The 14,136-nt window shown below is 54.3% G+C and carries 12 protein-coding genes and 1 pseudogene; 7 read left to right on the top strand and 6 right to left on the bottom strand.

Annotated features, from left to right (window positions below):
* The 6 genes from AC0L3A_RS38375 to AC0L3A_RS38350 all read left to right on the top strand — a co-directional run.
* The coding region (locus AC0L3A_RS38375; RefSeq protein ID WP_473256344.1) for a transposase domain-containing protein at window positions 1-273 on the top strand (273 nt) is incomplete at its 5' end.
* 284 nt (window positions 274-557) lie between these two features.
* Window positions 558-1,616 (top strand): Gfo/Idh/MocA family protein, encoded by a 1,059-nt coding sequence (locus AC0L3A_RS38370; RefSeq protein WP_473256343.1) that lies wholly within the window; start codon window positions 558-560, stop codon window positions 1,614-1,616.
* Between the two features lies 1 nt (window position 1,617).
* Window positions 1,618-2,346 (top strand): formyltransferase family protein, encoded by a 729-nt coding sequence (locus AC0L3A_RS38365; RefSeq protein WP_473256342.1) that lies wholly within the window; start codon window positions 1,618-1,620, stop codon window positions 2,344-2,346.
* Window positions 2,347-3,450 carry a DegT/DnrJ/EryC1/StrS family aminotransferase gene (locus AC0L3A_RS38360; RefSeq protein WP_473256341.1) on the top strand — a complete coding sequence of 368 codons (1,104 nt, stop codon included), beginning with the start codon at window positions 2,347-2,349 and terminating at the stop codon, window positions 3,448-3,450.
* A 215-nt stretch (window positions 3,451-3,665) separates the two neighbouring features.
* Entirely contained in the window at window positions 3,666-5,045 is a 1,380-nt protein-coding gene (locus tag AC0L3A_RS38355) for an MBOAT family O-acyltransferase (RefSeq protein WP_473256340.1), read from the top strand.
* 143 nt (window positions 5,046-5,188) lie between these two features.
* Window positions 5,189-5,959, top strand: a complete 771-nt coding sequence (locus AC0L3A_RS38350) for a hypothetical protein (RefSeq protein WP_473256339.1) — start codon at window positions 5,189-5,191, stop codon at window positions 5,957-5,959.
* 159 nt (window positions 5,960-6,118) lie between these two features.
* Here AC0L3A_RS38350 and AC0L3A_RS38345 read toward each other — a convergent pair whose 3' ends face one another.
* The 6 genes and pseudogenes from AC0L3A_RS38345 to AC0L3A_RS38320 form a co-directional block, all read right to left on the bottom strand.
* Complete coding sequence (locus AC0L3A_RS38345; protein WP_473256338.1) at window positions 6,119-6,604, bottom strand: hypothetical protein; 486 nt, start codon at window positions 6,602-6,604, stop codon at window positions 6,119-6,121.
* A gap of 110 nt (window positions 6,605-6,714) precedes the next feature.
* On the bottom strand, window positions 6,715-8,028 hold the full coding sequence (locus tag AC0L3A_RS38340; protein ID WP_473256337.1) for a hypothetical protein: 1,314 nt from the start codon (window positions 8,026-8,028) through the stop codon (window positions 6,715-6,717).
* Between the two features lie 764 nt (window positions 8,029-8,792).
* Window positions 8,793-9,056 (bottom strand): hypothetical protein, encoded by a 264-nt coding sequence (locus AC0L3A_RS38335; protein ID WP_473256336.1) that lies wholly within the window; start codon window positions 9,054-9,056, stop codon window positions 8,793-8,795.
* A gap of 50 nt (window positions 9,057-9,106) precedes the next feature.
* On the bottom strand, window positions 9,107-10,411 hold the full coding sequence (locus AC0L3A_RS38330; RefSeq protein ID WP_473256335.1) for a hypothetical protein: 1,305 nt from the start codon (window positions 10,409-10,411) through the stop codon (window positions 9,107-9,109).
* Window positions 10,398-11,129 carry a hypothetical protein gene (locus AC0L3A_RS38325; protein WP_473256334.1) on the bottom strand — a complete coding sequence of 244 codons (732 nt, stop codon included), beginning with the start codon at window positions 11,127-11,129 and terminating at the stop codon, window positions 10,398-10,400. Before AC0L3A_RS38325 ends, AC0L3A_RS38330 begins: the two co-directional genes overlap by 14 nt.
* Window positions 11,130-12,325: 1,196 nt before the next feature.
* A pseudogene (locus AC0L3A_RS38320) lies at window positions 12,326-12,694 on the bottom strand (IS3 family transposase); the annotation flags it as partial.
* A 333-nt stretch (window positions 12,695-13,027) separates the two neighbouring features.
* On the opposite strand from AC0L3A_RS38320, the gene AC0L3A_RS38315 reads away from it, so the two are divergent.
* Window positions 13,028-13,957 (top strand): NAD-dependent epimerase/dehydratase family protein, encoded by a 930-nt coding sequence (locus tag AC0L3A_RS38315; RefSeq protein ID WP_473256333.1) that lies wholly within the window; start codon window positions 13,028-13,030, stop codon window positions 13,955-13,957.
* Window positions 13,958-14,136 lie beyond the last annotated feature (179 nt).

The following is a 14,136-nucleotide window of genomic DNA, read 5'->3' as shown; positions in this document are numbered from 1 at the left end:
CGCATCGAGATCGATTCCAACGTCGTCGAGCGCGCTATCCGCCCAATCGCGCTCAACCGCAAGAACGCCCTGTTCGCAGGCTCGAACGGCGGCGGCGAACACTGGGCCGTCATCGCCTCACTGATCGAAACCTGCAAGCTCATCGGCGTCGAACCCCACGCCTATCTCGCCGACGTCATCACCCGCATCGTCAACGATCACCCGAATAGCCAGATCGGCGAACTGCTACCCTGGGCCTATCTCGCTACCCCAGAACGCAGGCGCGTGGCCTGAGAACATCGCTTACCTCGCTCTTTTGAGCTAGTTGGTTACATCTTAGGCGAAATGTCGGGCCAAGTCCATTTTCTTCGGGGTTTCGCCTTCTCGAAGACCTCAGTTCTCGTTCAAACCTTAAACCTCAAAACTTTGAGCAACGGGCCGGACAAAGTACGTCGGGCGTCCCACAGAGCGGTCCAATTGGCTTGATCCAAAAGAGCTTTTGCGTATAGACCACTATGCCGCAAGGGGTGGTAGTTAGGCGTCTTATCGGCGGCCTGCGTGATCAAGGGAAAGGTTCCATGCTGAGATTCGGCCTGCTGGGTTGCGGACGTATCGCCAAACGTCATTCGGATTTGCTGGGCTCCAATCAGATCGAAAATGCGAAGCTTGTCGCCGTTTGTGATCCCATGCGCGAGCGCGCAAACGCTGTGGGAAAGAAATTCGGAATAGCCCCAGATTACGACATCGAAACATTCCTGGCCCGCAAGGACATGGATGTCGTCACGGTTTTGACGCCGAGCGGGATGCATCCCGAACATGCGATCGCGTGCGCGAAAGCTGGCAAGCATGTGGTCGTCGAAAAGCCGATGGCGCTCCGGCTCCAAGATGCTGACGAGATGATACGGGCGTGCGACCAGGCCGGGGTAAAACTGTTCGTAGTCAAGCAAAACCGCTTCAATGTGCCGGTGGTCAAGGCGCGTGAGGCCCTCGACGCAGGTCGCTTTGGTAAACTGCTGCTCGGGACGGTCCGGGTGCGGTGGTGCCGCGATCAGACCTATTACGACCAGGACGCTTGGCGCGGCACTTGGGCCTATGACGGCGGCGTTCTCACAAATCAAGCGAGCCACCACGTCGATATGCTCGAATGGTTCTTCGGGGACGTCGTCAGCGTCCATGCCCGGGCCATAACCGCGCTCGCCAAGATCGAGACCGAGGATACGGCTGTTGCGACGCTGAAATTCCGCAGCGGCGCGCTCGGCATTATAGAAGCGACGACGGCTGCGCGTCCGACCGATCTCGAAGGGTCGCTATCGATCCTCGGCGCAAAAGGCACGGTTGAGATCGCCGGCTTTGCGGTCAATCAGATCAGGCATTGGCGGTTCGTCGACGAGATTCCGAGCGATAACGAGGTCATCGAGAAATTCTCGGTCAATCCGCCCAGCGTTTATGGATTTGGCCATCACGCGTATTACGAGCACGTGGTGGATTGCCTACTGCACGAGCGCGCCGCTCTGGTCGACGGCCTCGAAGGGCGAAAGAGCTTGGAGCTTATTTCGGCGCTCTACGAGTCGATCGAAACGGGCAACGAAGTGACACTTCGGTTTTCCCCGCAAAAGGTTCGGTTGGGACAGCGGTGACATGGGCAATCTTCCCACTTCTATTGGTATCATCACTTATGATCACTCGCACTTAAAGACGGAGCAGATCGTTAATCGCCTTCTCGTAAGGGCGCATCTCTCCACCGGGCGAGCTTTCGACCTCAAGCTACTGGCGTTACCGTTCGTTCAACGGCCCGAGCGAAAGGTTCTGTTCCAGCATCGGCCGGACCAAAGTCAGGCGCCAAGTACCCGCGAATTAGCTCGTTTCCACAATATTGAGTTTCTCTCATGCACCTATGATTCAATACCAAATGTAGCTGACTACTATCTCGTGGCGGGAGCCGGGATTTTTTCCGACGCTGCAATTGGGGAAAAAAAGATCATCAATTGCCATCCAGGTATAATTCCAAGCGCGCGTGGCCTCGATTCATTCAAATGGACTATTCTTGACCAGACTCCACTCGGCGTCACACTGCACTACATCGACGCACAGGTGGATGCCGGACAAACGCTTGCCGTGGTCGAGACGCCATTGTTTCCGGACGATGATCTGGAGGTACTTGCCCGTCGTCACTATGAACTCGAGCTTGAAGTGCTGTGTGAATTTATGAGCATATTAAGCGAGCCGAATCGTCCGATTGCGCAGTATCCGAGTAATCCCGTGCGCCGGCGCATGCCGCTTCATCTTGAGCGAGAAATGGTCACATATTTTCCGTCCTATAAGGCGAGGTTCGCTGCCAATTTGGGCGGCGGTTGGAAGGAGGATTGAATGCGCGTACCATTCGCTGATTTGCATCTTCAGTATCAGAACCTGAAATCCGAAATTGACGGTGCTATCGCTGCCGTCATCCGCGATGGCGCGTTCATTCGCGGGCCTTTCGTCGATGCGTTCGAGGCGGAGTTCGCAAGGGCCGCCAGAGCAAAGCATTGTATTTCATGCGCGAACGGCACGGACGCGCTCTATCTTGCCATGGTTGCTCTTGGCGTGAAGCCGGGCGATGAAGTGATCACGACGGCGCATTCCTGGATCTCCACGTCCGCGATGATTACCCATTCCGGCGCCAAGGTTGTATTCTGCGACACCGATTGCGCCACCTTCACGATCGATCCGAGCGCGATCGAGCAGGCGATCACGCCCCATACGGTTGGCATCATTCCAGTGCACCTTTACGGGCAGCCCGCGGACATGCATGCGATCATGTCGATCGCGAAGAAGCATGGGTTGTGGGTGATCGAGGACTGCGCGCAGGCTCACCTGGCGCGCTACAAGGGCCAGCTCGTCGGTACGTTCGGGGCAGCTGCAACCTACTCGTTCTACCCGGGCAAGAATCTGGGCGCGATGGGAGATGCCGGCGCAGTCGTCACCAATGACTCAGCCCTGGCCGAACATATGACAAAGCTCGCCCGGCACGGCGGCAAAGTGAAGCATCAGCATGACATTGAGGGCATCAACAGTCGTCTAGACGGCATGCAGGCGGCAATTCTGGCGGCCAAGCTGCCGCACCTCGAGGCCTGGACCGAGGCCCGACAAACTGCCGCATCGATCTATGATGCCGGCCTCACGCAGATCGAGGGTCTCGAGGTGCCACAGGTCGCGTTCGGCCGCACGCACGTTTACCATCTCTACACCATACGACATCCGAAACGCGATGCGTTGGCGAGCTACCTGAATTCAAACGGCGTGCAGACGGCAATCAACTACCCGACAGCGTTGCCATTGCTGCCGGCCTACAGTCGATATAAGCATAAGCCAGAGCAGTTTCCGAACGCCGCTCGCAACCAGCGCGAGATAATTTCACTGCCGATGTTCGCCGAGATTAGCCGTGAACAGCAGGACTACGTCGTCGGCCTAATCCGGACGTTCGAAGCCTAGCCGGTGTGGACACTGGCCGTAAACATAGGCGATGGCTACGAGAGTAACGACGGCAACGTATTTTCGAGCGTCTTCGAAGGGGTTGAGAAGCGGCGGAATGGCCCTATGACATGCCTAATCGCTGCTGAGCGGCGCTGGCGTCCGTTGCTCGATTGGCCGTTGTGGTGTATGCGACGGTCCCCGAACGAGTGAGCGTACCCCGCTAGGGAGGGGGAATGTCTTTTATATCGTGGCAATTCGCCGTTTTTGTTGCTGCAGTTTTTGCGGTTTACTACCTGCCAATCGCAAAGAGATGGCAGGTCCATATCCTTGTTGTCTCCAGCTTGGTTTTCTACGGTTCCGATCAGCTGGATTTGCTTGCGCTTCTTACTGTAGCGGTGGTGGGAACGTACGCTTTTCTGATCCTTGCGCTGGCCGACCAACGCGTCTGGCTTCCGCTCGGGATCATTTTCAATCTCGCCCTCCTCGCATTCTTCAAGTACAAGTTTCTATTTATAGATGCTACCGCTCCAACCCTTTCAGACATCGCAGCCATCGACTTCCTGTTGCGGTTACCATTGCCGATCGGCATTTCATTTTTTGTTTTCCACAATATCAGTCTCTTGGTCGATCTGACCAAGCGCGGCGGCCCAGCGCCGACCTTGAGGGAGGTTTGCCTCTACATCATTTTCTTTCCTCAGCTCGTTTCGGGCCCAATTACCCGCGCTGAGAATTTCATCCCACAGATCAAGCCGAAATTCATTGGCAACGTTGACTTTATAGAGTCCGCGAAGTGGATCGTCTCGGGCTATTTTTTCAAGTTGTTCGTCGCAAACAATCTCAACGAGATCACGACGAATATGGATTATCCCCTCTTCGAGAAGCTTTCGATCACCAATCGATGGATTTGCCTGTTCCTTTACAGCTTCCAAATCTACGCAGACTTTTTCGGTTACTCCGCTGTCGCCGTAGGACTTGGCTTATTGTTTGGCTATCGCCTACCAGTGAACTTCAACGTTCCGTACATCGCCTCATCGTTTTCAGACTTCTGGACCCGCTGGCATATTTCGCTTTCGACATGGCTGCGGACCTACTTATACATTCCTCTTGGCGGCAATCGCTTGGGCACGGACCGCACCTACGTAAATCTGATGATCGTGATGGGCCTTGGCGGTCTCTGGCATGGTGCAGCAATTAGCTACCTGGTCTGGGGATTGCTGCACGGCTTGTTTCTTGTCGCTGAACGTCCAGTTCTGTCGGTAATCGACTCGGCTTCGAAAAATCCCACTCTTGAGCCGCTTCTTCGCGCCACTCGTGTTGGCATCGTCTTCTTCTGTGTCTCGATGGCATGGGTTTTATTCAAGCTTCCTAACTTCGAACACGCCGTGTCATACGTCTCGGGAATGTTCATAAAACCAGAAATCACTGATCCATATAAGCTCTATAGGGGGCTCGCACTGCTCTACGCGCTTCCCGTGATCATTCAACACCTCATGCCGCCTTATTGGTTGGAGCGTCCGAGGACCGTTCTGGAGCCCTACCTCTATGGGACGATGGCAGCGCTAATGTTGATCGAAGCTGGGCCGAGCACCTCCTTTATCTATTTCCAGTTCTAGCGATGCTGCAAATGACCGCGGAACAACGCACATCTTGGTTTGTCAAGGCTGGCGCGGTTTTCGTCTTGATATTCGCAGTGTGTTGGGCAGTGCCCCGGATAATAGACGCCATACCCGACTTACCTCCTCAAAGCACGGACCTCGTGCAGCAGTCCGTCTTCGACGGCTATTTCACGCGGCAGACGCCGGCTGTGGCAATCGTCGGCAGCTCTTTGGCCATGAGGCTCAGGGAAGAGTATTTCTCTCACATCAACATCGAGAACGTCGCGTTACCTGGCGGGTCGCCACTCACGGGTCTTGAAATCATCGAACGGGCAACGAAGCGGAAGCCTCGCGTCATTGTCGTTGAGACCAACATTTTGTCGCGAGGCGTAGATGATGCACTTGTAAAGCGGTATGAAGGTACTGGCCGCCCCATAGACCATCTTAGACCGTTAAGAGCGTTAGCAGCGTATTTCCTGTCAAAGCCCCTGCGTTCCTCGAAGATGGAGGAGTCTGCGCGCGCCGCGCTGCTTCGTTCGGAGCCTGCGCCCGTGGCCCCCGCACTTCAAAAGATCGCGCTCGAAACGGTACCGGAGTTTAACAAGCCAACTTACGATTCCGTTATTCGACGTGACGCGGCGACGCTAAAGGTGTTGGTCGATAAGCTGCGAGCAGATGGCGTCGAGATACACCTCTTCGAGATGCCAGTATCCCCGCAACACGGCGCAACTCGTTACTATGAGACGATGCGATCCGAGATAAACCGACTGTTCAGCCGTGACGACGTATTGCGGTTAGATTATGGTCCTGAAAATCTTCATTGGAATGATGGATCCCATCTTGATGAACGGTCGGCGCTCATTGTGAGTGGAGCGTTGGAACGTGTACTCACCACAAGAGTCCCAGGAGTTACAAAGCCCAACCGGTCCTAATGACAGGGAAGTAGGTCTGCTCCCATGAACGATGATGGTTGCACCGGCTGCAATCGCCGCTGCCTCCTAGATCGGCGAACCGGCCCTTGGCGAGACCTCAGTTGTTCAAGCGCGCAAATACCGGGTACCGCCCTTGGATGCCACTCACCGCTAATAACCTCAGCGCTCCAACTTCGTTAATCTTCCGATTACGATCGTCATATCCATCGTTGAATCAGCGACTCTGAGCGCGACGCGCATGTTGGTAGCGCCTTCGATCGCGTCCTTAAATTGGATTGCCTGCCCGCTTTTCGACTGAACCAAAATGCCGTCGACGTCTTCTGAATTGACAACTTCTTTCGCAGAACCAGCGTTTGTCACAGGCCAGTCGACCTTATCAAATAGCATATTGAAGCTATTTGCGAGATCGATGCATTCGGGACCGCGGCAAACCAAAGAAACCGACATTTTTGGCTTGTCCCGGAGGCGCACAAATAACCTCGATTGCTCCGTTGCGGATAGCGGATTGAACGTCGAAGAAACGGCTTCGTCTGGGCGCAGCCCGCACATCAGCATCGATCCAATTAGCGATGTCCCCAGAAGACAGGTCCAAATGCCAGTCTTATGTCCGCGATTTGCACCGGAGGTCCAAACATTCAGAGACATGGGATCATCCTCAGGATTGCGAGCTTGAAACCGCCATCTGGCTAACCGACCTGCCGACCACTCGCAAGCTTCGCCAGAACATAGAAGCTTAAAAGGACCGGAAGTGCCCTTTAGATCTTCGAAAAGTATTCCGCGGGCGTTAGATGCCAAAGCAGGAATAAGAAAGCTCCGCCATTCGAAAGCAGAGCCGTTGATAGTGGTACGTTCAATAGAGTGATTACCAGCACCGCTCCCGAGACTAAAACAAAATTCGGCGGCAATTTGTTCGATGTGAAATTGCCAAACGCCACCACCAATCCGCAGATGAAGGTTGCTGCTGGAGCAAAATATAACCCCGATGATGCTAAACCTTCAGTTGAAAAAAGCGAAGCATTGTAGTTTCCGAGACGATAGGCCTTCGCCATGACCACCGACAACGGCTCGGTGTGAGTGCATCCGAAGATCTGTTTTACAAACGAGATCTGGCAAAAATGGGTGATGTCGTGAGATGAAAAAAAGTCGTTGTAGTGATCCAAAGCACTTGCCGGTATGGCATTTAATCTGAAATTTATTAGTCCGAATAGAAGGAGTTCGTCGAATATCATGAAGGCTGCTAGTCCAATCAAAGTGGGAATGGCCAGAGACATGATAGTTGCCAAGCGAGCTTCTAAAGCTCGTTCTAAAAGGCAGAAAAAGGCCATTAGAAAGGGTGCAAGGAAAACTGTTTTGCTGAGCGTTACGGGATAAAAACACAAGATCAAACAAAGTATCCCCCCAGCCGAAATCCACTTTTTTGTGAAGAAGTAGCAGCCGAAAGCAAATGGCAGGAGCGCGCCCATGACGATGCCGATTGCATATTGCAACAACATTGGCAGCGCCGGGAGCGAGTGTCTTATGCTCGACGCGCTGTTTAAACTTGCAAAGGCAAAGCCATAGGAAAGTGCAGAAGCGAGCACAATAGCGCTCACAAAAACTGTTAACGCCGGTACCCATTCAAAAATTCGGCGAGGCAGGGGTGACCATTGCAAAAGTGGCTGATTCCATAATGCCGGGATTAGAAAACTGATCAGAGATGCGATCGCTGATATTCGAGCGGCCTCATGGTCGTAAGGAAACTCGCTGAAATAGCTGAGCCACACAAAGCCGAGAATTGACGTGGAAAGATACAAACCAGCAAAATAGCCGAAGCTAAACTTGGCTCTCGCGTAAAGTGGCGAAACCAGAAGAGCACTTGTTACGACCCCGAGAATGGCGTTCTGGCGCAAATTACTGTCGTAATTGATATCGTACATCACGTAGCGTTTTGAAACGATGTAAAGGGAGAAAGTGCAAATCGCGATGTGAATCAGGAAAACGAGCCAAATCGCAACTGAAAACTTGACGTTCATCATCTCGCCGGCGATCGAACTCTCACCAACTTTCACCCGCAGACTGAGCCGCTCCATGGCGCCTTTCCTCTTTGTCTGCCCCTCGCGCAACTTTCGTTGCGTCGTACCATCATTGGGACGCATGGATTGAGCGCTTCAGCGCGCTGGAGTACGCCGTGTCATACTCGGTCGGGAATTCGGTCCGTATTCTGTCGCCTTGAATCCGCGATGATGTCAAGAAGCAGCCCAAGGAGGAAAAGAAGAATGAAAGAATATGCCATACCAGAAGCCATGGTGCATCACGCCCGCGGCGAATTTGCTCTCAGCTGCGGACTGACGACACGACGTCGCCGCTAGCTAGTTCAGCACCGCCAACGGCCAGACCAAGGCTCCAGGCCACTACGAGTTGCCTCTCATGGAACGTTGCGCCGCACTGATTATCACGCTTCGACAGCTCAGGCGCGTCATTCCTTGCGGGTTGGAGGTTAAAGAGGGCCTGGGGTCAAAGTTCGGCGCTTATGTACACATCAGCCGATGAGCGACTTCTTTCGGTTCCGCCTCCACGTATATACGACCTTCTTTTCGAGCAGCCGATCGACGATCGGACGATGCTCTGCGTTCTAATCCTAGACATCGGTCATCAGAGCGTCGTTCCGCTCCCACGTTCTCGGGCACATGCGATAATTGTGCGCCATGCTGCGGCGAAGGGAATCAGGGGCATCCAGCACGTCGTCAGGCGAGCGCCAATATGTACTAATTTGCGCGTGAGAGATATTCGGATTCGGATCATCGGACATCGCCTCGAACCTTAGCGTGTTCTCCGGTGACCTTGCCCCCAAGTTTTATCCATTCCTGAGTTCGCCCCTGCCGTTGGATTTGCCCGGTTGGGCGGTGGCAGCGACGGGGGCTGGCGGGGATCCTTCAGCGCCGCATTGTCCAACATGGCGTCTGGCCAGCATCTCCAAATGGAAGGCCAGGTTCGGCGGGATTTCGTCCTCCAGCGACCGCAGTCGCTTGGCCTCCGAGGCGGTACCGGTCGATGTCACGTCATGTCCGTTCACGATCCATGTCAGGGCGTCAGTCAGGTAGGCGAGCAGATCGATCACCGTTGGCGTTACCCAGAAGAAGGGCGACGAACCTTGCCTGCGACGATTTATTACATAACTCGCTTCGCTAGTTTTACGGAAGGTCGGCTCATTTTGGCTTGTTGTTCATTGATTCCTACGGCCATGCCCAACATTGCGAATAGCACCAGATCGCGACTAGAACGGCCGTGAGCTAAGCTCATTGCAGTGATGTAGGCGAGCGAGCAAAGAACAAATCTGGCACTCTCATCGTTTCTCGCGAGGCGGATTAGCGGAACGCTGCAAAGGCCGATCAAGGACAAAAGAGACAGGCTACCTAGCCATCCGAATTCCACCACAGCCTGCAATATAGAATTATGGACTTGCGTTCCTTTGATGCAGGAAAGGGACATAAAGCTATCCAATCCAAAACCGAATGGACCTGAGTTTGTCATGAGACGGAGGCTATCGCGAAAAAGAGTTGTGCGGATCGCCACTGAATTGAATTCATTGGTGAAGCCACATGGAGAGCCGCCACTGATCGACGAAGGTATTTGGGGTGCGTTCGTTTGAGGTGCGCTTGTTTGGGTCGCTTCCACTGCATAGGCCAAAAGTACCTTGCTTGTTTCTGACCGAGCTACGTTCCCAACGATGATGCCAGCGAGAACTGTACATGTAATGATTGCGACGTAGCGCCTCTGGCTTGTTGAGCTAAGGATGCCGACTAGACACAGGCTCCCGATGATGGCGGCGAATGTGAAGCGCACCATCGATGCCGCGAAGATTGAGATCGGCAAGAACAGCAGTGCTGAAATAAGCGCGGCTCTGCGCATGCTCAGTTGAATGGTTGTCAGCGCCAAAAGAAGGAAACCCAGGGCACCGAGAAAGTGGGTTGCCGTTGCATCGTGCCCGAGGACATAGGGCTTGCCGTGAAGGTCGTTCCATTGAGAGACAAGGGCTGGCATCGTTACGATCGTGCCAGCAAACACAAGAAGCATCGATACCCAGGTGATGCCTTTTGTGACCGCCTTACCGACATATAGTAGGCGGCAAGCGGGGTAGGCGAACAGCGAAGCGGTCAGCAACTGCCATTCCTTAGTAGCAGCCGTGTTGCCATTTTTGACAAAAGACATCGCAATGCACAAAAGAAAAGCGCCGAACGCATAATCAGCGGTTAACAAAAGACAACGGCGAAAGCTCAATAGCAAAATTGCGATCTCTGAAGAAAGTAGGAAGCTCCCAGTGAAGATCGAGCTCCCTTGAAGGCCCAGGCAGCCATAAAGTAGAACGAACACGGCGTTTGCAGAAAGAAGAAGGGCCAGGGTGACGCCCGATACTACCCCCCCGATGCATAATGGGGTGGTTGAAGTGGGCGCGGTTCCGTCACGTGTTTTCATCGGTCTCGCTCGCTGGGGTTAAAGCCCATAACAGGAGCAAAAGCCCTCCGCCGTGCGTGAGGATTATTGTTGATAACGGAACATTCATTAAGCTTTGCAGAAGGGCCCCCGCAGATAGAAACACGAAGCCGGGGTCGAGGCGGGAAGATACATAGTTCCCGGCGGCTACCAAGCTGCCGCAAAGCAGTGCCGATAATGGAGCAAGGTATGGCCCAACGGAGGCTATCCCTTCTGTAGCCAACAACGAGGCGTTGTAATTGCCAGTTGCGTATTCGTGGGCGAGGATGGTGCCAAGTTGATCGGGCAGGGCGCAGTCGAACAATTTGCCTATGAAGGTGATTTGGCAGAAGCTTGTGAGCGAGTGCGTTGAAAAGAAATGGTTGTAATGGTCAATTGCGCTAGAAGGGATTGCGAGCATCCGGAAGTTGATGACCCGAAAAATCAAGTCGTGTGACGAACTTTGGTTTAGGGCTTGGGAAGCAAGCCCGAGAAGCATTGGCACCAATAAAGACAGAATCACCGCTGTCCGACAGGACGCTAGTTTGAGAAGCACGGTGATGAATATCAACCAGAAGGGTGTCAGCAAGGCCGTCTTGTTCAAGGCTATGGGATAGTAGCTAAGGGCTACTACCAGCGCGGTGACAGCGGGGAGGTACCGTTTTTGTGTAAAGAACCAAGCGTAACAAAACGGCAAGACCGCCCCTGTGGAAATGGTCATGCCGTATCGCAACCAAGTCGGAAAGCTCAGAGTGCCTCTCAGGGACTCTCCCTCCACAAATCCGACAATGTGAAAGCCCGAAGAATAGCCCAGGGCGGCGATACCGGCAGATAGAACGACACTCGAGCTGCACAGCAAATGCATATGGCGGGGGGCGAGTGCGCCTCTTATTGTTGGTGTTTGGGAGATTAACAGGGATGGAACTGCGAACGCTAGCCATGAGGCAATCGCGAACAGTCTTGCCGCTGAGTGGTCATATCGAAGCGGCGTAAAGTAACTAAGCCAAAGATAGCCGGCCGTCACGGAAAGTAAGTAAAATGAGGCGGCAAAGCCGAAGATGCCCCGGATGTTGACGAGCAGCGGAACACAACAGCAAAAAACGCCGACCGAAAGCGTGGCGCGAAGGACGTTCTCATGGTCATACCTAAGGTTGAAAGATGGCGACACATCGCGCGAGACCAAGACCATTGAGACGCACAATAGAACGAGAAAACACCAAATGAGAAGGGTGAGCCTCGGACCATCATTGATCTGGCTTCTACGGAGCACAATCTGGTCTGTCCAAGCCACTGGTTTCCCCCTCTGCGCAGTTTTATCACCACGAGAGCGGGTTCCGCAAATCTGAACAGCACCATGAGTGGCGGTTCTCCTTGGAGGAAGCGCAAGATTCGCCGGAGTCGGGAGAGTCAATGGGACGAACACGCCGGAACCGCACCGGCTTTCAGCGCGAGGTGCGCTTGCCCACTTAAGGGCCATGGAACATTGGCTCAGTTGGCGGAGCACTCGACGTGCGTCCCAATCAGGTCAACTCACAGAAGGCGCAGATTGAGGAAGCCGCCGATGTGTTCGGTCTAGGGCTAGGCAAATGCCTAGGCCCTACCGCCATCCATGTGAGTCGCTGCATGCCGGGATCGGGAAGCTGACGCTGGAGAAAGACGCTCACCGAGGCGGGGTTGTTGGGCCTAAAGCGATGATCGAGGCGAGCAGGATGTGGCGATCGCCAGGCGGGCGGAAGTGTTGAACCTGAGCCTTGCCTGCCACGTCCGCTGGTCTCTGACCTTGCCCGATGTTTTATCCAGTTTGAGTAGCCCGTTGCATTTGCCTCGTTGAGTGGTGGGAGCGAGAGCTGGCGCGCAGCCTTCGGCATGGCGCAGCACTAGATCTCGGCGCGGTTGACAGGTCATTGCGAACTCGAACGGCACCCTGGTCCCGATGGCCGCTTCGGCCACCACGACGGCGCACCGTCAGCTTCTCCACCCGATAGGGTCGGAGGTGCGTTTTGTGGCTGATCAGATACACCTCCCGCTTGAGCAGAACACGCGGCCGGTAGCCGAAGTGGCAGTGTTGCTGGGCAACCGCCCCATGCGCTGACGAAGGCTGCTATCCTCGGCCCGGTCGTCCGATATTTCACGGTCATGCTGCAGCAGCCGACGGGCTTCGGCTTCTCCCGCCCGCCGTTCGCTCATCAGCATCCACCAGATGAGCGACAGCTTTCCGTTTCGCCGCGCGCGTCGCCACTTCTTTCCTTGGAGGTCCTTCTGCGCAGAAGTGTTCAGCATGGCGTTCACACGTACATCCCGCCGAACTTGCCTAATTTTTTAAATGCTGGCGTCGCTGACGCCGTGCTAGACTAGGGGCACAGATCGTCCATCGGAGGCCGGTGCTCCATCAAAATCCTGATGATCTGCTCTTGAACGAGCTGCGCCTTATGCTCCGGTCCTCTTCTTGTGCCAGAGCGAACTTCGAACCGGATTAGCCCCGAGGCTAGGCCGGCTTGCAGGGTAGCGCTACTCACCACAACTCCGTGCAAGGAGAGGGTGCCATGTTTTCAAGTCGGTTGGCTATTTTCAATCAATGAATTAGAAGCACATGCATTAGGAGGAACGAGTTAATCAAGCATGAAAAAGTCAACTGTACTTGTGACCGGCGCAAATGGATTTATAGGACGGATTCTCGTGCAGATGCTTGAGGAGCGAGGTTACGCGGTTCGCCGCGCGGTCCGCACCGGCACAGCTGGTGACAACAGCATAGCAATAGGTTCGATTGGACCAGCCACTGATTGGGAAGCGGCTGTGGCTGGTGTTGATGCTGTCGTTCATTTGGCGGCGCGTGTCCATCGTGCCAACGAGGAGCATGCCGGTGAGCTCTACAATTTGGTAAATTCAGAAGGAACTCTGCAGCTGGCGCGCGCTGCCCATCGAGCGAACGTGCGGAGGTTCATTTTTTTAAGTAGCATACTAGTCAATGGTAGCTGCACTGATGGACGAGCTCCGTTTCATGAAAATGATAAATTGTGCCCTCGTGGTGTTTACGGTCAGTCCAAGGCCGCTGCGGAGCACGGTCTTCAAGAACTCGCAGCGGAGTTCAAAATGGGCGTTTCTATTGTGCGTCCCCCGCTGGTCTACGGACGCGATGCAGGCGGGAACTTCCGCCAATTGGTCACTGCCCTCAAACTAAGACTGCCGCTTCCCCTAGGACGTGTCGATAACCGAAGATCCTTCATTGGCGTTGAAAATCTTAGCTCGTTTATTTCGATGTTGCTCGATATCGAGCAGAGAGGGATGTGCAAAGCGTATCTTGTTGCAGACGCAGAACAAATATCTACAGCAGCATTTATTCGGCAAATAGGACGCGCTTTGAATAAACCCGCCATTCTGTTACCTATCCCGCCCAAGTTTCTCGATCTGGCGGTAAAAACCCTCAAGCCGACATTGCGCGATAGCTTGTTTGGTTCATTGGAGATGGATACTTCATCGGCGTTATCGATCGGCTGGCGCGCTCCTTTTAACATGGAGGAAAGTCTGGCGCTCGCGCTCGGGCCCCTCTGATCTTTTGATCTCGTATCGCGCGGAAGACTATCCAGAGTCTGTATCGCAGTAACCCTACGCGGTAGGCCGCAGCGCGCTGATCTTTCCAGTTAACCGTTAGAACTCGTCGGACTCCTCGGTTTTCGGCTTCATCGTCGCAGCGAGCACTTGGCGGCGTTTTTCGATGATGCTAGGGTCCT

This window comes from Bradyrhizobium sp. MI1.3 (assembly GCF_055811695.1).
The sequence above is the reverse complement of the archived record's forward strand: the minus strand, read 5'-3'. Positions and strand labels throughout refer to the sequence as shown.